Genomic DNA, 19,270 nt, shown 5'->3' with positions numbered 1-19,270 from the left:
GGTGTCCGACGGCTCCAGCGGAGCGTGCGCGGCCGGGAGAAGGGGAGACGCGATGGGAACACACGCGGCGGCGAGACGGCGCAGGCCGGTCGTGCTCGCGGCGCTCGGCACCACACTGCTCGCCGTCCTGCTGTCCATCCCGAGCGCCGGGGGAGCGCCGCAGTCGGGCGACGCCTGCGGCAGTGTGGGCACCGAGCTGCCGCGCGGCGACTGCGGGCCGTTCTGGCAGGTCGTCGCCGAGGACTTCACCGGCGACGAGGTGCCGCTGGGCGCGTTCAGCGACTGTGACCACCACACCGACACGTCCGCCGCGTACTGCGCAGGACTCAAAGGCTCCTACCGCGACAACTGGTGGGCCTACCCCACCGGTTGGCGCGACACGGCCAACGATCGCGGCCGTGACGTCGTGGGTGTCTACCACCCGGAGGACACGGTGAGCGTCGGCCCTGCGGAAAACGGCGACGGCCGGATGCGTATCCGGATGTGGCGGCCCGACGACGGCGGTCCTGTCCACGCCGCCGCGGTCGTACCGCGTGCCGTCATGCAGATGAAGTACGGCAAGTACAGCGCCCGTATCAAGGTGACCAAGCCGGCCCCCGGATACAAGTCGGCCTGGCTGCACTACGGCGGCGGCTGCGAGATGGATCACCCCGAGGGCAACTGGGCCGGATCCCTCACCGCCTTCCACCATCCGTGCGGCGGCGGCGAACAGGGCACGTTCCGCGGCGCCGACGAGTGGACCGAATGGCACACGGTGTCGACCGAATGGACACCCGGACGCGTGCGCTTCTTCGTGGACGGACGGGAGAGGGGACAGGACACCCGGGGCGTGCCGGACCAGCCGCTGTCCTGGATCCTGCAGAACGAGAGCGCCCTCGAAGGCCCGGGAGCGGCGCCCGGCAGCAGTGCGCGGCTGGAGATCACCTGGGTCGCCGCGTACGCGTACGACTGGAAGTAGGGCTGAAGGGGACCCGAGTAGTCCCGTGACGCGTGGGCAGCCGCCTCACGTAGCCGCTGCTGGTGATGTTTCAGCGGGGGCAGTTCGGCAAACCGTACAAATATGGTTCAAATCGGCTACACGATGATGACCGAGCAGACGGGCCCCCGTGCCCTTGTCGACGATCTGGTCGCGGCGGAGCGGGCCGGGTTCGACTTCTCCGTCACGTCCGACCACTACTTCCCCTGGCTGGAATCGCAGGGGCACGCGCCCTACGCGTGGAGCGTGCTCGGTGCGGCGGCGCAGGCGACGTCGCGGATCCCGCTCATGACGTACGTGACCTGCCCGACGGTGCGATACCACCCCGCCGTGGTGGCGCAGAAGGCCGCGACGATGCAGTTGCTCTCCGAGGGGCGCTTCAGGCTCGGTCTCGGCTCGGGCGAGAGCCTCAACGAGCACGTGGTCGGCGCGGGCTGGCCATCCCCGCAGGTCCGCCTGGAGATGCTCGAGGAAGCGATCGGCATCATCCGCGCGCTGTTCACCGGCGACAACGTCAACCATCAGGGCACCCACTTCGATGTGGCGAACGCCCGCCTCTGGGACCTGCCCGACGAGCTGCCCCCCATTGGAGTGGCCGTCTCGGGAGGCCGGTCCTGCGAGGTGGCCGGACGCCTTGCCGACCTGGTCATCGCGACCGAACCCAAGGCCGGCCTGATCGAATCCTTCGACCGGCACGGCGGCAGCGGCAAGCCGCGCGTCGGCCAGCTGCCCGTCTGCTACGACACCGACAAGGACGCGGCCGTCGCTCGCGCGCACGACCAGTTCCGCTGGTTCGCCGGCGGCTGGCCCGTCAACTCCGAGCTGCCCGGACCTTCCGGTTTCGCGGGCGCCACGCAGTTCGTCACCGAACAGGACGTCGCGGACCAGATCCCGTGCGGTGACGACGTCGACGCGTTCGTCGAGGCCGTACGCCCCTATGCCGAGGCGGGCTTCACGGAAGTCGCCCTCGTCCAGGTGGGCGGCGACCACCAACGTCCCTTCATCGACTGGGCCGAGAAGAAGCTGCTGCCCGCCCTGCGCGACCTCTGAGCCCGTAGATACCTGCCCGCACATCGGGTACCCGTGATCACACGTCAGCTACCCGCGACCCCACTGGAGAACAGCGTGAACGACACACCCGACCCGGCCGCCCCCATCGCGCAGTCCGACTCGCCCGACCTGGTGCAAGTGGTCCTCGGCGAGTGCTCGGCGGCCGACGCGGACGCCGTCTTCGGCGTGCTGCGGACCCACTTCGCCTCCGACCGCGGCGATGACGCGCCACACCGCACGGAGCAGCCCGGCCCCGCCGTCTGGACCGGCGGCTTCCTCGCCTCCGGCAGCCCGGGCCCCGTCCGTGGCGTGCTCCTCGCGGGGCCGGTCACCGCCGACCTGCAAGGCAGCCCGGTGGCGGTGGACCGACTGCGTGCCACGCTCGAATCGGCGTTCGTGGTCTCGGACACCGGCACCGCCTCCGGTGACCAGGAGGTGCAGGTGCAGTTGCGCCTGACGGGCGCGGAGCACGGGGAGCCGCCGCTCCCGGGGCACTGAGCGGGCGGCCCCTCCGCCGTCAGCCCTTGGTGCCCGGGTCGGAGGGGCCGTACCAGACCGTCGTGGCGTTGCAGAACTCGCGGATGCCGTGTCCCGCAAGCTCCCGCCCGTAGCCCGAGCGCTTGACGCCGCCGAAGGGCAGGCCGGGGTGGGACGCGGTCATGCCGTTGAAGAAGACACCGCCCGCCTGGAGGTCCCGTACGCAGCGTTCGATGTCCGCGTCGTCGCGCGTCCACACGTTCGAGCTGAGCCCGAACGGCGAGTCGTTGGCCAGAGTGACGGCCTCGTCCAGGTCCGCGACGCGATACAGCGTGGCCACCGGGCCGAACGCCTCCTCCTTGTGGATGCGCATCTGCGGGGTCACGTCGGCCAGGACGGTGGGGGAGTAGTACCAGCCCCGGTCCTGCTCCTTGGGGCGCTGCCCGCCGCACAGCGCGGTGGCGCCGTGGGCGAGCGCGTCGTCGACGAGTTCCTCCAGATCACTGCGGCCCTGTTCGGTGGAGAGCGGGCCGACGTCGGTGTCCTCGCTCGCCGGGTCGCCGACGGTCAGCTCCCTCATGCCCGCGACGAACCGGTCACGGAAGGCGTCATAGACGTCGGCGTGCACGATGAAGCGCTTGGCGGCGATGCAGGACTGACCGTTGTTCTGCACCCGGGCGGTCACCGCGATCGAGGCGGCACGCTCGATGTCGGCACTCGGAAGCACGAGGTAAGGGTCGCTGCCGCCCAGCTCCAGGACGGTCTTCTTGATCTCGTCGCCGGCGGTGGACGCCACCGAGCGGCCAGCGGGTTCGCTGCCGGTGAGGGTCGCCGCGACCACCCGCTCGTCGCGCAGGATGCCCTCGACGGCGCCCGAGCCGATCAGGAGCGTCTGGAAGCAGCCATCGGGGAACCCTGCGCGGCGGAAGAGGTCCTCCAGGTAGAGGGCGGTCTGGGGCACGTTGGACGCGTGCTTGAGCAGACCGACGTTGCCCGCCATGAGGGCGGGGGCGGCGAACCGTACGACTTGCCAGAGCGGGAAGTTCCACGGCATCACGGCGAGCACGACGCCCAGCGGGCGGTAACGGACGATCGCCCGGGTCGCTCCGGAGTCCTCCACGTCGGTCTGCGCCGGGTGCTCGTCCGCAAGCAGTTCCTCGGCACGCCCGGCATACCAGCGCATGGCCTTGACGCACTTGGCCGCCTCGGCCCTGGCCGCCTTGATGGGCTTGCCCATCTCCGTGGTCATTGTCCGGGCGATGGTCGCGTTGTCCTCCTCAAGGAGGTCGGCGGCCTGGTTCATGAGCCGGGCCCGCTCGGCGAAAGCGCTGGTGCGGTACTGCCCGAACGTGGTGTGGGCGACCGCCAGGCGGCGCTCCACCTCCGTGTCGTCGAGCGGCTCGAAGGTCTTGAGCGTCTCACCGGTGGCGGGATCGACCGTGGCGATGGGCATGCCGTTCCTCCTTGGAACGCCTAGCGCGACTTGGGAGGCTCCTCGTGGGGGTCTTCCCAGGAATCCGCGCGGGGCTGGGGCTCCTGTGGCGGGTCGGGGCGGCGGGCGGCCTGTCGCCGTCCGAAGTAGAAGAGGGCGAGCAGTACGGCGACGATCACCACGCCGATGATCGGCATCAGCGACGAGGTACCGCTTGCGGCGAGGAGCATGTATTGCCTCCTGTAGGGCCCGAAGCCTGTGGCTCCGGGCGTTGCGTTGCGGGCCCGGGATTCACCCTAGAGCGACATGCTCGGGGAAGCATGCGCGGCGACCTGACGAGTGCCCGGAGATACGGAGCACACACTTCCGCGACTGGTCGGATCTCCCGGACGGAGTCATTCAGAGGATCTCCAGAGGCTCCTTGCGGACCGGCGCGGGGAACGCGGCATCCAGCGCCTTGAGGTCATCGGCGGTGAGGTCGACGTCGAGGGCCGCGTGGTTCTGCTCCACGTGTGCCGCCGTGGAGGCCTTGGGAATGGCGATGACGTCGTCGTGACGCAGCACCCAGGCGAGCGCCACCTGAAGGGGGGTACAGCCGTGCGCCGACGCCACGGACTCCAGGGCCTGATGGCCGAGCAGCCGCCCCTGCTCCAGCGGGGAGTAGGCCATCAGGGGCACGGAGCGCTCGCGGCACCAGGGGAACAGGTCGTACTCGGGGCCGCGGCGGGTGAGGTTGTAGAGCACCTGATCCGTCTGCGGGCGGACGCCTTGGGGGAGTTCCGCCAGGTCGTCGACATCGAGATTGCTCACGCCCCAGGCGCCGACGCTGCCGCGGCTCACCAGACCTTCGAGCGCCTCGACGGTCTCGGCGAGCGGCACACCGCCTCGCCAGTGCAGCAGATACAGGTCGATCCGGTCGGTGCCCAGGCGGCGCAGGCTCGCATGGCAGGCGTCTACGGTGCCGCGGGCGTCGGCGTTCGACGGCAACACCTTGCTCACCAGGTACACGTCGTCGCGGCGCCCGCGGATCGCCTCGCCGACCAGCTCCTCCGATGCGCCGCTCCCGTACATCTCCGCCGTGTCGATCAGCGTCATGCCGAGGTCCAGGCCCCTGCGCAGGGCGGCGAGCTCCTCGGCGCGGCGCGAAGGATCGTCGCCCATGCGCCAGGTGCCCTGGCCCAGGGCGGGCACGCTCACTCCGGAGGGGAACGTCACTGTCTTCGCCGCTGCCATCGCGTATCCCTTCTCGTATGCCGTCAGGCTCGTATGCCCTCACGCCAAGGACATCACAAGTGATCACCACCAGTACGCGGGACAGCGCGGTGCGCCGGGCCGCGCGCCCTTGGGCTCGTCCCTCCCCAGCTCCCTAGCGCGCATGCGTCGCCCGGACCGGCTCCGCGGGTTCGGGTTCGGCGTGAGGCACGGTCGAGTGTGTGGTCGTCGTGCCCGCTCCGCGCAGCAGGACGACGGAGAAGAGGCCCGCCGCGGCCATGACGACGGCCGCGCCGATCGCGGCGAAGCCCATCCCGTGGGTGAAGGCGTCGCGCGCGGCCGTCAGCACGGTGTCCGCTGTGCCGGAGGGGAGGCGCGCGGCCACTGTCGTCGCGCCGCCCAGGGTTTCGCGTACGGCGTCGGCGTGCGGGACCCCTGCGGGGAGGGCGTCGGCCATGTCGCGGCTGTAGACCGCGGCACCGATGGAGCCGAGGACCGCCATGCCCAGGGCCCCGCCCAGTTCCTGGCCCGATTCGAGAACGGCCGCGGCCGAGCCCGCATGCTCCGGCGGGGCGGCTCCGAGGGCGAGTTCATTGGCGAGCGTCATGGCGGCGACAAGGCCACCCGCGTAGACGGAGGCCCCGGCCAGCGTGATCCAGAGGGCCGAGTCGGTGTGCACCTGGGTCAACCACACAAAGCCGCAGGCGGAGAAGAGGAACCCGCCGCCCATGACGTACGCGCGGTCGACGCGCTGGGCGAGGACCGCCGCGATCGGGGCCATGACGACCACACTCGCTCCTGGCACCAGGCTCCACAGTGCTGCCTCGAACGGGCCCATCGCCAGGACGGACTGCAGATACTGCGTGAGGAAGACGGCCATGCCCACTGTGGCGAACATCGCGAGGAGATTGGTGACCACCGGGCCGCCGAAGGCGCGCCGGCCCAGCAGGCCGAGGTCGATCATCGGGCGTGCCAGCCGCTTCTGGCGGCGCACGAAGGCGTAGCCGAGTACAAGGCCCGAGGTGATGCCGAGAGCCGGCAGCGGCTTGTAGCCGTGCTGGGCCAGTTCCTTGATGCCGTAGATGACGGGGAGCAGGGCGGTGAGCGAGAGCGCGGCGCTCAGCAGGTCGAAACGCCCCTGCTGCGGCACCTTGAACTCCGGTACCAGGAACGGGACCAGGACGAGCAGCAGCACCATCGCGGGCAGGTTGATCAGGAAGACCGACCCCCACCAGAAGTGCTCAAGGAGCAGGCCGCTGACCACCGGTCCCAGGGAGATGCCCGCGGTCATGACAGCCGTCCAAACGGTCACTGCCTTGCCGCGCTGTTTCTCGTCGCGGAAGAGATTGCGGATGAGGGCGAGCGTCGAGGGCATCAGGGCGGCGCCGCCGAGCCCGAGCAACGCCCGTACGCAGATGAGCAGTTCGGCCGAGTGCGCGTACGCTGCGGCGACCGAGGCCGCACCGAAGACCGTGGCACCCCCGAGCACCAGCGTGCGACGGCCGATCCGGTCGCCTAGGGCGCCCATGGTGATGAGGAGTCCCGCGAGGACGAAGCCGTACATGTCCAGGATCCACAGCTGCTGCGTGGCGCTCGGCTCAAGGTCCTGGCTGATGTACGGAATCGCGAAGTAGAGGACCGAGACGTCCATCGAGACCAGCAGCAGGGGCAGCATCAGGACGATGAGGGCGGACCATTCCTTGCGGCCCGCGCGGGGATTGAGTGAGTTCTCCATGGCCGCCACGGAATCGGGTCTGCGCGTACGCCGCAAACAATGACCTAGTGCACTTCGTCAACTGATGCTCCTGATCTGGGAGATCGTGCGCGAGGTGCACTAGTACAGTGCGCCCATGGCTGCCGAACCGCCCTATCTCCGCATCGCGGGGAGCATCCGTCACCGGATCGACTCCGGTGACCTCGTTCCGGGCGACCGCGTGCCCTCCACCCGGAACATCACCCAGGAGTGGGGTGTCGCGATGGCGACGGCGACGAAGGCGCTCGCCGCGCTGAACCAGGAGGGTCTGGTACGTGCTGTGCCCGGTGTCGGCACGGTGGTCGCGGAGCCGGGAGGGGAACGGCGTGCGGCTCCTGGCCGGGGTCTGACCCGTGAGCGCGTCGTCCGCACCGCGATCGCGTTCGCCGACGCGGAGGGGCTCGCGGCGCTGTCGATGCGCCGTGTCGCGGCCGAGTTCGGCACCTCCACCATGGCCCTGTACCGGCATGTGCCGAGCAAGGGTGAACTCGTACGGCTGATGTCGGAGGCGGTGTTCAGCGAGGAACCGTCGGGTCCCAGACCGCGCGGCTGGCGTGCCCAGCTCGCGCAGGAGGCGCGGTGGTTGTGGGGTCTTTACGAGCGTCACCCTTGGCTGGGGCGGGCCATGGCCGGTCTCACCCGGCCGATGGCCTCACCTCACGCGATGCGGTACACGGAGCGGACCTTGACCGCATTGCGCGGAGTGGGGCTCACGCCGTACCAGATGATCCATGTCCACCTCGCGGTCCTCGGGTATGCCCAAGGTGTCGCGCTGGCCATCGAGCTGGAGTCGCAGGCGCGGCAGGACACCGGTATGACTCCCGAGGAGTGGATGGCGTCCAACGAGCCGCGTATGGAAGCCATCCAGACCGCGGGGTCGTATCCGGTCCTTTCCACGCTCTTCGGCAACGACGACTTTGATCTGGAGCTCGGCACGCTGTTCGAGTTCGGGCTCGAGCGGTTCCTGGACGGGGTCCAGGCGCTCATCGAGAAGCCTCGGGGAGCGTCCTAGGCCCGGCACCCGACGGAATCGACGGAATCCGGCTCACCGCACCAGACAGGGCCGCTTGTTGTCGAACTGCCAGTCGGGGATGAGGAAGCGCATGCCGGTGGCGTCGTCGCGTGCGCCAAGTGCCTTCCGCTGGTAGAGGTCGTGGGCCGCGAGCAGGCGGTCCATGTCGAGCTCGATGCCCAGGCCGGGGGCGTCGGGCACGGCGATCTCGCCCTCGACGATGCGGGGCGGCGCGGTGGTGAGGCGCTCCAGGCCCTCCTGCCAGATCCAGTGGGTGTCCAGGGCGTTGTAGTCGCCCGGGGCCGCGGCTCCGCAGTGGGTGACCATGGCCAGGGAGATGTCGAAGTGGTTGTTGGAGTGGCATCCCCAGGTGAGTCCCATCGCGTTGCACAGTTGAGCCACGCGCACGGAGCCCTGCATGGTCCAGAAGTGCGGATCCGCCAGAGGGATGGAGACCGACTGAAGGGCCAGGGCGTGGGTCAGCTGCCGCCAGTCGGTGGCGACCATGTTGGTGGCGGTCGGCAGTCCCGTGGCCCGGCGGAACTCGGCAAGGATCTCGCGGCCCGAGTAGCCGCCCTCGGCACCGCAGGGGTCCTCGGCGTAGGCGAGCGTGCCGGTCAGGGGTGTGCACAGCTCGATCGCCTCACGCAGGGACCATGCGCCGTTGGGGTCGAGGGTGATCCGGGCCTGGGGGAAGCGGTCCTTCAGCGCGCGTACGGCAGCGACCTCTTCGGCGCCCTCCAGGACCCCGCCCTTGAGCTTGAAGTCCCGGAACCCGTAGCGGTCGTAGGCGGCTTCGGCCTGCCGGACGATCGCGTCGGGGGAGAGGGCCTGCTCGTGCCGGACGCGGTGCCAGTCGACTGGGGACTCGGGCTCGCGGACGTACTCCAGATCGGTGCGGTCGGGGTCGCCGACGTAGAAGAGGTAGCCGAGGACGCGGACGGAGTCGCGCTGCTGTCCGTCGCCGAGCAGCGCCGCGACGGGGACCTCCAGGTGCCGGCCCAGGAGGTCGAGCAGCGCGGACTCGACGGCGGTGACGGCGTGGACCGCGGTGCGCAGGTCGAAGGTCTGCGCGCCCCGCCCACCGGCGTCGCGGTCGGCGAATCGGTCGCCGATCTCGCGCAGGACGCGCTTGTAGTCACCGACGCGGGCGCCGACGACGAGGGACTCGGCGTCACGCAGGGTCTGGGTGATCTTCTCGCCGCCCGGCACTTCGCCCAGGCCCGTGCGGCCTTCGGAGTCCTTGAGGACCACGATGTTGCGGGTGAAGTAGGGGCCGTGTGCGCCGGAGAGGTTCAGCTCCATGCAGTCCCGTCCTGCGACCGGGTAGACGTCGAACGCGGTGACGGTCGGCTGCCTGTTCATGATCAAAGACTCCTCGGGTAGGGCGTGGTGGCCGGGCGGCGGTTCAGAGGCTGAGGACGTCCAGGGCCCACTCCACCGCGAGGACGCCGCCGAGGCCGAGGGCCGCGAGCACCGTCGTATAGGTGGTGCGGACCTTGATCGCTTCGATGACCGAGAGGTTGAAGTACTCCTTGAACAGCCAGAATCCGGGATCGTTGACGTGTGAGAAGGCGATCGAACCGCAGGAGACGGCGAGCACGAGCATCTCGGGGTGGACGCCGCTGCCCGCCAGGAGCGGCAGCACCACGCCGGAGGCGGTGACGACCGCGACCGTGGCGGAGCCGAGGGCTATCCGGAGGATCACCGCGATGAGCCACGCGAGGATGAGCGGTGAGATGGACCAGCCGTGAGTGGTGTCCTTGATGTGGTCGGAGATGCCCCCTTCGACCAGGACGTTCTTGAAGGCGCCACCCGCTCCGATCACGAGCAGGATCATGGCCATCGCCCCCGCCGCCGACGAACAGGAAGCACTGACGTCGGCCAGGCTGCGGCCGATGCGCGGCCCGAACGCCCAGATGGCAAGGAGGAGAGTGAGGAGCAGCGCGATCGGTGCCGAGCCGATGAAGGTGATGAAGTGGAGGACGGGGCTCTCGCCGGAGGCGGCCATCTCGGTCACCGAGGCACCGGCGATCAGTACGACGGGGAAGAGCGCCACGGTCAGGGCCCAGCCGAGTTCGGGCATCTCCTCGTCGGTGAACTCGCGCTCGCTGACCAGGCCCTTGGGGATGGAGGGGTTCAGCGCCCTGATGAACGGCAGCCGCGGCCACACCAGGGCGATCAGCGCACCGGCGGGTACCGCGATGAACAGGCCGTAGACCAGCGTCAGGCCGACGGACGCGTGGAACGTCGCGGCCACGGCGGTGGGGCCGGGATGCGGCGGCAGGAAGCTGTGCATCGTGGAGAGCGTGATGGACATCGGAAGCCCGATCCACAGCAGCTTCACCCCTGTGACGCGTACGAGGGTGAACGCGATGGGCACGATGATGATGAAGGCGACCTCGTAGAACATGGTCACGCCGATGAGCATGGACGTGACCACCATGGCCACTTGGACCCACCGCGGTCCGAACGCGTCGAGCATCTTGTTGGCGATGCGTTGTGCGGCACCGGAGTCGCCCATGACGCGGCCGACCATCGCGCCGAGCCCGATGACCAGCATCGTGTCGCCGATCTGGCCGCCGATGCCCTCCGAGAGGACGTCCGGGATCGTGGCCACCGGGATGCCCTGCACCAGCGCGACGCCGACCGCCACGAACAGGAGGGCGGCGAAGCCGTTCAGTTTCAACCGGGTCATGAGGAACAGCAGGATCAAGACGCTGACCCCGACTACGACGAGCGGCATTTCAGTTCCCCTTTGAACTGTGGATCAAGTCGCCTGCGGACGGTGGTGCCGGGCCCTGTGAACGTGGCGGGCAGGACGGGAGGTGAGGCTGATCAGGCCCTGTGCCGTACGGCCGAGACCAGATCAAGACCGGCGTCAAGGACCTTCTCCAGGTCGGCGAGGTCGTCCGGACTCGGGTCGGTGAGGGGCGCCCGCACCGGGCCGACGGGAAGACCGCGCAGCCGTGCGGCGGCCTTGACCAGCGAGACGGCGTACCCCGGCGCCCGGTCGCGCAGTTCGACCAGCGGGACGTAGAACTCCCGCAGCAGCCGGTCCATCGCCGTGTCGTCCCGCTCCCGCATCGCGGCGAAGAAGGCGTCGGCGATCTCGGGGGCGAAGGCGTGGACGGCTGATGAGTAGGCCGGGACGCCGACGGTGGCGTAGGCGCGGGCCTGGATCTCCGCGGTGGCGGCGCCGTTGAAGAAGAGGAAGTCGTCGGGGGCGGCGAGGGTGAGGCGCTGCAACCGATCGAGGTCACTGTGCCCGTCCTTGAGGCCGATGACGCTGGGTATCTCGGCGATCCTGCGCACGGCCGCGGCGTTGAAGGTGACCTGCCCGCGCTGGTAGGCGATGAGGGGCAGCCGGGTGCCGACGGAGATGCGGCGCAGCTGTTCCACCAGGCCGTCCTGCGACGCCTCGACCAGGTAGTGGGGCATCACCAACAGGGCGTCCGCGCCCTCCTCCTCGGCGATCCGGGCGAACCGCAGCGACTGGGCCCAGCCGTACCCGGTGCCCGCGACCACCGGTAGACGGCCGTCGGCGACCTCGACCGTGACCCGGATGACCGCGCGGTACTCCTCTTCGTCGAGCGAGAAGAACTCGCCGGTTCCGCATGCGGGGAACACGGCGCCGGGCCGGGTGGCCAGCTGGGCGGTCAGATAGGAGCGGTAGGACTCCAGGTCAAGGCTGCCATCGCTCCCCATGCTCGTGAGCGGGAAGGAGAGAACGCCGCGCGCCATGCCCTCCCGCAGTCGCTGGGCGGCGACATCCCGGGTCTTCGAACGGGGCTTCGCGCTGGGCTTGTTCGTGCTGTGCTGGTTCACGAAACTCATCTCTATATGCAGATGGCGTCCACGTATGAGAATGGAGGTTAGAGTCATGAACGATCGGGGTCAATGGCCAGGCGCCGCGGATCTACGATGGGCGGATGGCGGACAGCGGAACGGACCGCGGGCCCGGCCCGGGTGTTCGCGGGGTGAAGTCGGCGCTGCGCACCGTCGCGCTCCTTGAGCTGCTCGCCGAACGTACCGACCGGCCGGCCCGCCTGGACGAGCTCGCCGAGGAGCTGGATGTACCGCGCAGCAGCATGTACCAGCTGCTGCGGACCCTGATCGACTGCGGCTGGGTGCGCACGGACACCACCGGATCCCTCTACGGCATCGGCATCCGCACGCTGCTCACCGGCACGAGCTATCTCGACGGCGACGAGCGGGTGCGCGCCATCCGCCCGTACCTGGACGAGGCCTCGGACGCCCTGGGTGAGACGATCCACCTGGCGCGGCTCGACGGCTCGCACGTCGTGTACCTCGCGACCCGCGAGTCCCACGAGTACCTGCGCACCATCAGCAGGGTCGGCCGTCGCGTCCCTGTGCACGCCGGAGCCCTGGGGAAGGCGCTGCTCGCCGAGCGCCCGGATGGCGAACTCCAGCTCCCTGAAGACCCGTTGACCGCCTTCACGCGGAGCACGCACACCGACCGGGCCGCCCTGCTGGCCGACCTCGGGCGGGTGCGTGAGCGCGGCTACGCCATCGACCGCGAGGAGACGGTGAGCGGCATCGCCGGCTTCGGGTTCGCCCTGCGGTACGACGTGCCGGCCGTCGATGCCATCAGCTGCTCGGTACCCGTGGCCCGGCTCACCGACGTACATCAGGGGCGCGTCGTGTCCGTCATGCGGGAGATTCAGGGAAAGATCGAGAGTCTCCTGTCGCCCGTCTCGGGCGCTCCCGACTGGCGCTGACGGCGCGGTGCGCTGCCGTACGGCAGCGCGCGGCACGACACGGCGCCGCTCCCACTTGATAGGCAAGTCGTGACTTGCCTATGGTGGGGGTCATGGCGGAGGATGTTTTCAAGGCGCTCGTCGATCCCACCCGTCGGCACATCCTCGATGAGCTGGTGGAGCGGGACGGTCAGACCCTGTTCGAGATATGCGCCCGGCTGACGAACAAGCACGGCCTGGGGCTGTCCCGTCAGGCGATCAGCCAGCACCTGGCCGTACTGGAATCCGCGGGCCTGGTCCATTCGCGTCGCCACGGCCGCTACAAGTTCCACGACCTGAACACCGAACCTCTTGAGGTCATCGTGACCCGATGGCTCAAGCCCGATGCACCGGAGAACACCCATGAGGATCCATCTGACCAGCGTCTTCGTTGACGATCAGGAAAAGGCCGCGCGCTTCTACACCGATGTCCTCGGCTTCGTGAAGAAGCACGACGTCGCGGTCAGCGAAGAAGGGGACCGGTGGCTGACCGTCGTCTCGCCGGAAGACCCCGATGGGACCGAACTGCTCCTGGAGCCCTCCGGCCACCCCGCTGTGCAGCCGTACAAGACGGCGCTGGTCGAGGACGGCATCCCGGCCACCGCCTTCGCCGTGGAGGACGTCGTGGCGGAGTTCAAGCGGCTGCGTGAGCTCGGGGTGTTCTTCACCCAGGAGCCGCTGGAGATGGGCCCGGTCACCACCGCGGTCCTCGACGACACCTGCGGCAACCTGATCCAGATCGAGCAGCACGGCGAGTAAGGGCCCGGCGGGGCGGCCGGCCGCGAAAGTCAGTGGCGCGCCCGCTCCGCGCGGACGACCATGGCGCGCATGAGCGACGAACCTGAACGGTGGAGCCGGGCAACCACCTACCCCGACATGTGGGCCGACCCGGACGACGACCCCCGCAACAGCGACGGAGTCAGCCCGGACGGCGAGCTGGCCACGCTGGAAGACTTCCTGACGAACTACCGCATGACCCTGCGGATGAAGTGCGACGGCCTGGATGCCGAGCAGCTGGCCCGGCGGTCGGTTCCGCCGTCGACGATGTCGCTCCTCGGCCTGCTCCGGCACCTAGCCGAGGTGGAACGGGACTGGCGCAACTGGATCAGCGACGGAGACCCGCTGCCGAAGCTGTACGGCAAGCGCGACGCGGACTTCGACGGAGCTGTCGGAGAGCAGGCCCAGGTCGACGCCGCATACGCCGATCTGGCGCGCGAACAGGCCGCGACGGACGCCGCGCTGGCCCGGCATCCGGATCTGGGTGAGCGCCTGGGGAAGGACGGATTCGCCGTCCGGGAGCTGATGGTGCACAGGATCGAGGAGTACGCCCGTCACTGCGGGCAGGCCGACCTGTTGCGCGAGTGCATCGACGGCAGGGTGGGCCAGTGACGCATGGGCCGCTGGGCCGGTGACGGCGGGTCAGTGGCAACGGCCCGGGTATCGCCCCCGCCGGACACGTCCTTCCCGTAACCCTCACGGCACATGCCTCCGATGAGACCCCCACGCACGTCCGCCGCTCGGTGACTCCCGGCTTGCGGGTTCGCTAACGAGCGGTGTGCGCGTTGTGCGAAGATCCGGTGACCGCAGTGGTTGGCGTCGGCAACGGCCGCACAGCCTGGCGGACTTACCGGGTGGGGAAGGCGGGAGCTGGCGGTGGCCTCACAGCCGTGGACTTCAGGCACGCGTTCAGCCGCCGAGAGCGACACCGCAGCGGACCGGCAGGTGCCGCAGCCGTCGGTGCTTCTGGTCGAGGACGACCCCGGCGACGCCCTCCTGGTCGAGGAACTCGTCGCCGACAGCGCTTTGAAGATGCGCCTTCAGTGGGTGCGTTCCATGTCCGAGGCGCGTGAGGCGCTGGCCTTCCGGATGCCGGACTGCGTGCTGCTCGACCTGCATCTGCCGGACGCCCGAGGGCTGGAAGCCGTCTCCGTGATCCAGTCCCAGGCCGAGCACGTCGCCGTCGTCGTGCTCACGGGCCTCGCGGAGGAGGAGACCGGCCTCGCCGCCGTGGCCGCGGGGGCCCAGGACTACCTCGTCAAGGGCCGTGTCGAGCCGGAGCTGTTCGGCCGGGCCGTGCGCTACGCGATCCAGCGCAAGCAGGCCGAGCAGGCGGCCGTCGCCCTGCAGGCCAGCCAGATGCAGGCACAGGAGAACGCCAGGCTGGAGCGGGGACTGCTGCCCAGGCCGCTGCTGAGGAGCGCGGGTGTCGACGTCGTGGCCCGCTACCGGCCCGGTCGCGCCCGAGCCCTCCTCGGCGGCGACTTCTACGACATCGTGCAGAGCGCGGACGGCACCGTGCACGCGCTCATAGGGGACGTCTCCGGCCACGGGCCCGACGAGGCGGCCCTCGGCGTGGCACTGCGCATCGCCTGGCGCACGCTGGTGCTCAGCGGCATCACCGGCCCCGAACAGGTGGTTCGGCTCGAGGAGATCATGCTGGCGGAGCGGGTGAAGCCGTACGTCTTCGCCACGCTGACGAGTCTCTCCGTCCCGGCGGGGGCACAGCACGTGCGGGTGACGCGCGCCGGCCATCCCGGGATGCTGCTGCGCACCGTCGATGGCCGCGTCGAGTGGGTGGAGGCGGCCGGTGGACCGGCCCTGGGCGTCGCGCCGGGCGTTCTGCTCTGGCCGGTCGAGGAAGTGCCTCTTCCTGTCGGCTCGGCACTGGTGCTGTTCACCGATGGTCTCTTCGAAGGGCATGTCGGCAATGGCCGCGAGCGGTTGGGCGAAGCAGGACTGCTCGGCCTCGCGAGGGAGTTGACCACGCTGGCACCCGAGGATTTCGTCGACACCCTGATCCAGCGGGCCGAGGACCTAGCCGAGGCACAGGGCGGTCTGGCCGACGACGTGGCCGTGGTCCACCTGCGCTGGAGTGGCGCCGAAGAGGGGAACGACGGGAACCCGGACGCGGACGGGCGGACGGAAACCGTGGTCGGGGGCCGACACAGGAACAGCATCGGAGAGCAACGCCGTGGCTGAGACGACGAGCAGGGCACGGATCGGCCGGCGTCTGACGGTGCGGGGCTGGTTCCAGCTGGTGCTGGCTCTCATGGTGCTCCTGGTGGTGATCGGCACCGTGGTCGGCGCCCGCCTGCTGGGGCAGACCGCGGAGGTGACCGACCAGTTGGTCGACCGCCTCCAGCCGGCCCGCACGCAGGCGTACCGTCTGCAGACCGCTCTGGTGAACCAGGAGACCGGCGTCCGGGGCTACGCCATCACCGCCGACCGCCAGTTCCTGGATCCCTTCACCCAGGGAAAACGGGACGAGGCCCGCGCTGCCGCTCGGCTGCGCGACCTCGTCGGAGACCGGCCCCGGCTGATGGCGGACCTCGACGCGGTCCAGCGGGAGGCGGCGGACTGGCGGCGAGCGTACGCCGAACCGCTGGTGTCCGAGGTCACGCCCGGTGAACCACGCTCGGTCGCCGAGGAGAACGCGGGGCGCGGCAAAGAAGTATTCGACGGAATCCGCACGGTGTGGTCCGCGCAGAACGCCGACCTGGCCCGGGCCGTCGAGGTCGGCAACGACGAGTTGGACCGCACCCGCTCGGTGCGGACCGTGATCCTCGGCGCCATGGTGGCGGTCTTCGTCCTCGCCGGGGCCGCCCTGGCGTTCCTGGTGCACACACTGGTGGCCCGTCCCCTGGCGGCTCTGCGCGTCTCATCGCGTCAGGTGGCGCGCGGCGACTTCGACCACGTCATCACGGTCGAGGGACCTCCTGACCTCAGGGCGGTGGCAGCGGACGTGGAGGACATGCGGCAGCAGATCGTGGAAGAACTGGGAGCCTCACGCCGCCAGCAGAACACGCTGACCCAGCAGGCGGCCGACCTCGACTCCCAGGCCGTGGAACTCCGGCGCTCCAACGCCGAACTGGAGCAGTTCGCCTACGTCGCCTCCCACGATCTGCAGGAGCCGCTGCGCAAGGTCGCCTCCTTCTGCCAGCTCCTCGACAAGCGGTACGGAGACGCGCTCGACGACCGGGCCAAGCAGTACATCGACTTCGCGGTCGACGGCGCCAAGCGCATGCAGGTCCTCATCAACGACCTCCTCACCTTCTCTCGCGTCGGGCGCCTCAACGACGCCCGGGTGCCCGTCGACCTCGACCAGTCCCTCAGTAAAGCGCTGGCCAACCTGGACGCCTCCGTCCAGGACACCGGCGCGCTCGTCGAACGCCCCGGGAACCTGCCCGAGATCATCGGCGACCCGACGCTCCTCACGATGCTCTGGCAGAACCTCGTCGGCAACGCCGTCAAGTTCCACCACCCCGAGCGCCCGCCGCGGATCCGGATCACCTGCGAGGAGGACGAGAGCTCGGGTACCTGGAACCTGCGCGTCACCGACAACGGCATCGGAATCCCGCAGGAGTTCGCGGAGAAGGTCTTCGTGATCTTCCAGCGACTGCACGGCCGCGACACCTACGGGGGCACCGGCATCGGCCTCGCACTGTGCAAGAAGATCGTCGAACATCACGGCGGCCACATCTGGGTCGACAGCGGATATGCCGGAGGAACGCGTATCTGCTTCACCCTGCCGTCCGGCACCGACATCGACGCTGACACCGACGCCGACACCGCGGAGGACACCGCACCCCGCACCGAGGAAAAGGCCCCGACATGACCACTCCTGCTGCCACGCCGATCGATGTGCTTCTCGTGGAGGACGACCCGGGCGACGAGCTGATGACGCGCGAGGCGTTCGAGGACAACAAGATCCGCAACAAGCTGCACGTGGCCCGGGACGGCGAGGAAGCGCTCGACTTCCTCTACCAGCGCGGTGAGTACGCCCGAGTACCGCGTCCCGACCTCATCCTGCTCGACCTCAACCTCCCCAAGTACGACGGGCGCCAGGTCCTGGAGAAGATCAAGTCGGACCCGGACCTGAAGGACATCCCGGTGGTGGTACTCACCACGTCGGCGGCGGAGGAGGACATCCTGCGCAGCTACAAACTGCACGCGAACGCCTACGTCACCAAGCCGGTCGACCTCGACCAGTTCATCGCGGCGGTACGCCAGATCGACGACTTCTTCGTCCAAGTGGTACGCCTGCCACGCCGCCACGCCTGAGGGGCCACGCCACCACCCCACGTCCTCGGAATCCACGTAGCCACGGAGGTACGGGCGGGACTAGATTCCTCGCTCGTGACTGAGATTCCCTCCTACCTGAGTACGACGGCCGATGCCTACGATGCCGTCGCCGTCCTCTACGACGAATTGTTCCGCGATGCCCTCGACGCCCATCCGCTGGATCGTTCGCTGCTCGCCGCGTTCGCCGAGCTAGTGCTGACCAACGGGGCCGGACCCGTGGCCGAGTTGGGATGCGGCCCTGGGCAGGTGACGGCGCACCTGAGAGATCTGGGCCTGGATGTCTCCGGTGTCGACCTGTCGCCGGTGATGATCGATCTCGCCCGTGGGAACTTCCCGGACCTGAGGTTCGATGTCGGTTCCATGGACGCCCTTGACCTGGCCGACGGTGCGGTGAACGGCATCGTGTCGTGGTATTCGATCATCCACACGCCGCCCCGGGACCTGCCCGCGTACTTCACCGAGTTCCGGCGGGTACTCGCACCCGGCGGTCACCTCCTGTTCGCCTTCTTCGAGGCTGATGAGGAGCCGGTCACGCCGTTCGACCACAAAGTGGCGACCGCGTACCGGTGGCCGATCGACACCCTCGCGGGAATGGCCCGCGACGCCGGGTTCGCCGAAGTCGGCCGGATGCTGTGTGAGCCGCAAGAGGGCGAGCGGCAGTTCCGGCAGGGGCGTCTGCTGATGCGCGCGAGCGAGTGATCCAGGCGGACGCGTGGCGATCGCGCGGTGATAATGAACTCGCCCGCGGCGGGCGCTGAAACTATTCTCACCGGAGCGGGATCGCGAGGTCCCGTAGGTTGCGGCGCCGTGGCAGAGCGGTCCATTGCGATCGGCGTGGGGGAAGCCCCTCTCACGCCGACTGACGGGAGCCGGGCGGGCCTTGCCCTTCCCTGTCCGCGGGTTCGAATCCCGTCGGCGCCGCGGCCGACCCAGAGTCTGAGTCCGTCGCTCGCCTCCGCTGACTGGAGCCCGCATGAGCACCCCCGCCGCCGCTCCGGTGTTCGTCGGGCCCGAACAGACCGCGGCCGTCGGGCGAGGGCAGATCAGTGTCCTGTGGTCGCTCGGCGACCGTACGCGGGATCTCGACGCCGCCGTCGTGCGGCTGGCTCCGGGCGCGAGCATCGGCGAACACGCGCAGGACGACTCCGGCGTCCTGCTCACCGTGCTGACCGGCACCGGTGAACTCCGCACCCAGGAGGCGAACTGGCAGCTCGCTCCCGGTGCCCTCGCCTGGCTTCCCGCGGGGATCACCCGCCGCGTGGACGCGGGGGAGGAGGGGCTCGTCTACACGACGGCCCACCGCCGCCGCCCGGCCCGTGGTACCGGTAGGGATACCGCCGGTGGCTTCGACGGGGGAGAGCCGGTGTGTCTGCTCGGCCGGGTCTGTCCCGAGTGCGGCCGTCTCGCCGCCGAACGCGATGCCCTCTACTGCGCCCGCTGCGGAACACCGTTGGCCGACTGACGGGCCCACGCGAAAGGCGACAAGTCGACCGGTGGCGCGACTCTCCGCCCGCCC

At 69.6% G+C, this 19,270-nt stretch carries 20 protein-coding genes and 1 tRNA gene; 14 read left to right on the top strand and 7 right to left on the bottom strand.

Annotated features, from left to right (window positions below):
- Positions 1–52: 52 nt before the first annotated feature.
- The 3 genes from ACFVXC_RS38400 (at position 53) to ACFVXC_RS38390 (ending at position 2,524) form a co-directional block, all read left to right on the top strand.
- Positions 53–958 carry a glycoside hydrolase family 16 protein gene (locus tag ACFVXC_RS38400; protein ID WP_389915547.1) on the top strand — a complete coding sequence of 302 codons (906 nt, stop codon included), beginning with the start codon at positions 53–55 and terminating at the stop codon, positions 956–958.
- A 102-nt stretch (positions 959–1,060) separates the two neighbouring features.
- Positions 1,061–2,026, top strand: coding sequence for an LLM class F420-dependent oxidoreductase (locus tag ACFVXC_RS38395; RefSeq protein WP_389915544.1), 966 nt, complete (start codon positions 1,061–1,063; stop codon positions 2,024–2,026).
- 75 nt (positions 2,027–2,101) lie between these two features.
- Positions 2,102–2,524, top strand: a complete 423-nt coding sequence (locus ACFVXC_RS38390) for a hypothetical protein (RefSeq protein WP_389915542.1) — start codon at positions 2,102–2,104, stop codon at positions 2,522–2,524.
- 19 nt (positions 2,525–2,543) lie between these two features.
- Here ACFVXC_RS38390 and ACFVXC_RS38385 read toward each other — a convergent pair whose 3' ends face one another.
- From ACFVXC_RS38385 to ACFVXC_RS38370, 4 genes are all read right to left on the bottom strand, one after another.
- The gene (locus tag ACFVXC_RS38385; protein WP_389915539.1) at positions 2,544–3,956 is read right to left on the bottom strand and encodes an NADP-dependent succinic semialdehyde dehydrogenase; all 1,413 of its coding nucleotides are present in this window, start codon (positions 3,954–3,956) and stop codon (positions 2,544–2,546) included.
- A 20-nt stretch (positions 3,957–3,976) separates the two neighbouring features.
- Positions 3,977–4,165, bottom strand: a complete 189-nt coding sequence (locus ACFVXC_RS38380) for a DUF6479 family protein (protein ID WP_389915536.1) — start codon at positions 4,163–4,165, stop codon at positions 3,977–3,979.
- A 169-nt stretch (positions 4,166–4,334) separates the two neighbouring features.
- On the bottom strand, positions 4,335–5,168 hold the full coding sequence (locus ACFVXC_RS38375; RefSeq protein ID WP_389915533.1) for an aldo/keto reductase: 834 nt from the start codon (positions 5,166–5,168) through the stop codon (positions 4,335–4,337).
- 133 nt (positions 5,169–5,301) lie between these two features.
- Positions 5,302–6,882: an MFS transporter gene (locus tag ACFVXC_RS38370; protein ID WP_389915530.1), complete on the bottom strand. Its 1,581-nt coding sequence runs from the start codon at positions 6,880–6,882 to the stop codon at positions 5,302–5,304.
- 115 nt (positions 6,883–6,997) lie between these two features.
- Between ACFVXC_RS38370 and ACFVXC_RS38365 the strand changes: the two genes are divergently transcribed.
- Positions 6,998–7,912, top strand: coding sequence for a TetR/AcrR family transcriptional regulator C-terminal domain-containing protein (locus ACFVXC_RS38365; RefSeq protein WP_389915527.1), 915 nt, complete (start codon positions 6,998–7,000; stop codon positions 7,910–7,912).
- A 33-nt stretch (positions 7,913–7,945) separates the two neighbouring features.
- Here the strand turns inward: ACFVXC_RS38365 and ACFVXC_RS38360 are convergent, their stop codons facing one another.
- The 3 genes from ACFVXC_RS38360 to ACFVXC_RS38350 all read right to left on the bottom strand — a co-directional run bounded on the left by ACFVXC_RS38360 (position 7,946) and on the right by ACFVXC_RS38350 (position 11,668).
- Positions 7,946–9,277 (bottom strand): enolase C-terminal domain-like protein, encoded by a 1,332-nt coding sequence (locus ACFVXC_RS38360; RefSeq protein WP_389915524.1) that lies wholly within the window; start codon positions 9,275–9,277, stop codon positions 7,946–7,948.
- A gap of 43 nt (positions 9,278–9,320) precedes the next feature.
- Positions 9,321–10,658: a gluconate:H+ symporter gene (locus tag ACFVXC_RS38355; RefSeq protein WP_389915522.1), complete on the bottom strand. Its 1,338-nt coding sequence runs from the start codon at positions 10,656–10,658 to the stop codon at positions 9,321–9,323.
- 92 nt (positions 10,659–10,750) lie between these two features.
- On the bottom strand, positions 10,751–11,668 hold the full coding sequence (locus ACFVXC_RS38350) for a 5-dehydro-4-deoxyglucarate dehydratase (protein ID WP_389915688.1): 918 nt from the start codon (positions 11,666–11,668) through the stop codon (positions 10,751–10,753).
- A gap of 176 nt (positions 11,669–11,844) precedes the next feature.
- On the opposite strand from ACFVXC_RS38350, the gene ACFVXC_RS38345 reads away from it, so the two are divergent.
- The 10 genes from ACFVXC_RS38345 to ACFVXC_RS38300 all read left to right on the top strand — a co-directional run bounded on the left by ACFVXC_RS38345 (position 11,845) and on the right by ACFVXC_RS38300 (position 19,216).
- Positions 11,845–12,654: an IclR family transcriptional regulator gene (locus tag ACFVXC_RS38345; RefSeq protein ID WP_389915519.1), complete on the top strand. Its 810-nt coding sequence runs from the start codon at positions 11,845–11,847 to the stop codon at positions 12,652–12,654.
- A gap of 92 nt (positions 12,655–12,746) precedes the next feature.
- Entirely contained in the window at positions 12,747–13,067 is a 321-nt protein-coding gene (locus tag ACFVXC_RS38340; RefSeq protein ID WP_389915516.1) for an ArsR/SmtB family transcription factor, read from the top strand.
- On the top strand, positions 13,036–13,431 hold the full coding sequence (locus ACFVXC_RS38335; protein ID WP_389915513.1) for a VOC family protein: 396 nt from the start codon (positions 13,036–13,038) through the stop codon (positions 13,429–13,431). Before ACFVXC_RS38340 ends, ACFVXC_RS38335 begins: the two co-directional genes overlap by 32 nt.
- A 60-nt stretch (positions 13,432–13,491) precedes the next feature.
- On the top strand, positions 13,492–14,061 hold the full coding sequence (locus tag ACFVXC_RS38330; RefSeq protein ID WP_389915510.1) for a DinB family protein: 570 nt from the start codon (positions 13,492–13,494) through the stop codon (positions 14,059–14,061).
- A 264-nt stretch (positions 14,062–14,325) separates the two neighbouring features.
- Complete coding sequence (locus ACFVXC_RS38325; protein ID WP_389915507.1) at positions 14,326–15,651, top strand: PP2C family protein-serine/threonine phosphatase; 1,326 nt, start codon at positions 14,326–14,328, stop codon at positions 15,649–15,651.
- 70 nt (positions 15,652–15,721) lie between these two features.
- Positions 15,722–17,287 carry a CHASE3 domain-containing protein gene (locus tag ACFVXC_RS38320; RefSeq protein WP_389915685.1) on the top strand — a complete coding sequence of 522 codons (1,566 nt, stop codon included), beginning with the start codon at positions 15,722–15,724 and terminating at the stop codon, positions 17,285–17,287.
- Positions 17,284–17,733 carry a response regulator gene (locus ACFVXC_RS38315; protein ID WP_389915504.1) on the top strand — a complete coding sequence of 150 codons (450 nt, stop codon included), beginning with the start codon at positions 17,284–17,286 and terminating at the stop codon, positions 17,731–17,733. The genes ACFVXC_RS38320 and ACFVXC_RS38315 overlap by 4 nt, the downstream gene beginning before the upstream one ends.
- A 75-nt stretch (positions 17,734–17,808) precedes the next feature.
- On the top strand, positions 17,809–18,453 hold the full coding sequence (locus ACFVXC_RS38310; protein WP_389915501.1) for a class I SAM-dependent DNA methyltransferase: 645 nt from the start codon (positions 17,809–17,811) through the stop codon (positions 18,451–18,453).
- 102 nt (positions 18,454–18,555) lie between these two features.
- Positions 18,556–18,675: transfer RNA gene (locus ACFVXC_RS38305), tRNA-OTHER, on the top strand.
- A 52-nt stretch (positions 18,676–18,727) separates the two neighbouring features.
- Positions 18,728–19,216 (top strand): cupin domain-containing protein, encoded by a 489-nt coding sequence (locus ACFVXC_RS38300; protein ID WP_389915498.1) that lies wholly within the window; start codon positions 18,728–18,730, stop codon positions 19,214–19,216.
- Positions 19,217–19,270 lie beyond the last annotated feature (54 nt).

This window comes from Streptomyces sp. NPDC058257, from assembly GCF_042881845.1.
Taxonomy (GTDB): domain Bacteria; phylum Actinomycetota; class Actinomycetes; order Streptomycetales; family Streptomycetaceae; genus Streptomyces.
The sequence above is the reverse complement of the archived record's forward strand: the minus strand, read 5'-3'. Positions and strand labels throughout refer to the sequence as shown.

What these genes read in the sequence shown, in the direction of transcription:
- ACFVXC_RS38400 (WP_389915547.1), top strand. Translation starts at nt 53, where the DNA reads ATGGGAACACACGCGGCGGCGAGACGGCGCAGGCCGGTCGTGCTCGCG.
- ACFVXC_RS38395 (WP_389915544.1), top strand. Translation starts at nt 1,061, where the DNA reads ATGGTTCAAATCGGCTACACGATGATGACCGAGCAGACGGGCCCCCGT.
- ACFVXC_RS38385 (WP_389915539.1), bottom strand. Translation starts at nt 3,956, where the DNA reads ATGCCCATCGCCACGGTCGATCCCGCCACCGGTGAGACGCTCAAGACC.
- ACFVXC_RS38380 (WP_389915536.1), bottom strand. Translation starts at nt 4,165, where the DNA reads ATGCTCCTCGCCGCAAGCGGTACCTCGTCGCTGATGCCGATCATCGGC.
- ACFVXC_RS38375 (WP_389915533.1), bottom strand. Translation starts at nt 5,168, where the DNA reads ATGGCAGCGGCGAAGACAGTGACGTTCCCCTCCGGAGTGAGCGTGCCC.
- ACFVXC_RS38370 (WP_389915530.1), bottom strand. Translation starts at nt 6,882, where the DNA reads ATGGAGAACTCACTCAATCCCCGCGCGGGCCGCAAGGAATGGTCCGCC.
- ACFVXC_RS38365 (WP_389915527.1), top strand. Translation starts at nt 6,998, where the DNA reads ATGGCTGCCGAACCGCCCTATCTCCGCATCGCGGGGAGCATCCGTCAC.
- ACFVXC_RS38360 (WP_389915524.1), bottom strand. Translation starts at nt 9,277, where the DNA reads ATGAACAGGCAGCCGACCGTCACCGCGTTCGACGTCTACCCGGTCGCA.
- ACFVXC_RS38355 (WP_389915522.1), bottom strand. Translation starts at nt 10,658, where the DNA reads ATGCCGCTCGTCGTAGTCGGGGTCAGCGTCTTGATCCTGCTGTTCCTC.
- ACFVXC_RS38345 (WP_389915519.1), top strand. Translation starts at nt 11,845, where the DNA reads ATGGCGGACAGCGGAACGGACCGCGGGCCCGGCCCGGGTGTTCGCGGG.
- ACFVXC_RS38340 (WP_389915516.1), top strand. Translation starts at nt 12,747, where the DNA reads ATGGCGGAGGATGTTTTCAAGGCGCTCGTCGATCCCACCCGTCGGCAC.
- ACFVXC_RS38335 (WP_389915513.1), top strand. Translation starts at nt 13,036, where the DNA reads ATGAGGATCCATCTGACCAGCGTCTTCGTTGACGATCAGGAAAAGGCC.
- ACFVXC_RS38330 (WP_389915510.1), top strand. Translation starts at nt 13,492, where the DNA reads ATGGCGCGCATGAGCGACGAACCTGAACGGTGGAGCCGGGCAACCACC.
- ACFVXC_RS38320 (WP_389915685.1), top strand. Translation starts at nt 15,722, where the DNA reads ATGGTGCTCCTGGTGGTGATCGGCACCGTGGTCGGCGCCCGCCTGCTG.
- ACFVXC_RS38315 (WP_389915504.1), top strand. Translation starts at nt 17,284, where the DNA reads ATGACCACTCCTGCTGCCACGCCGATCGATGTGCTTCTCGTGGAGGAC.
- ACFVXC_RS38300 (WP_389915498.1), top strand. Translation starts at nt 18,728, where the DNA reads ATGAGCACCCCCGCCGCCGCTCCGGTGTTCGTCGGGCCCGAACAGACC.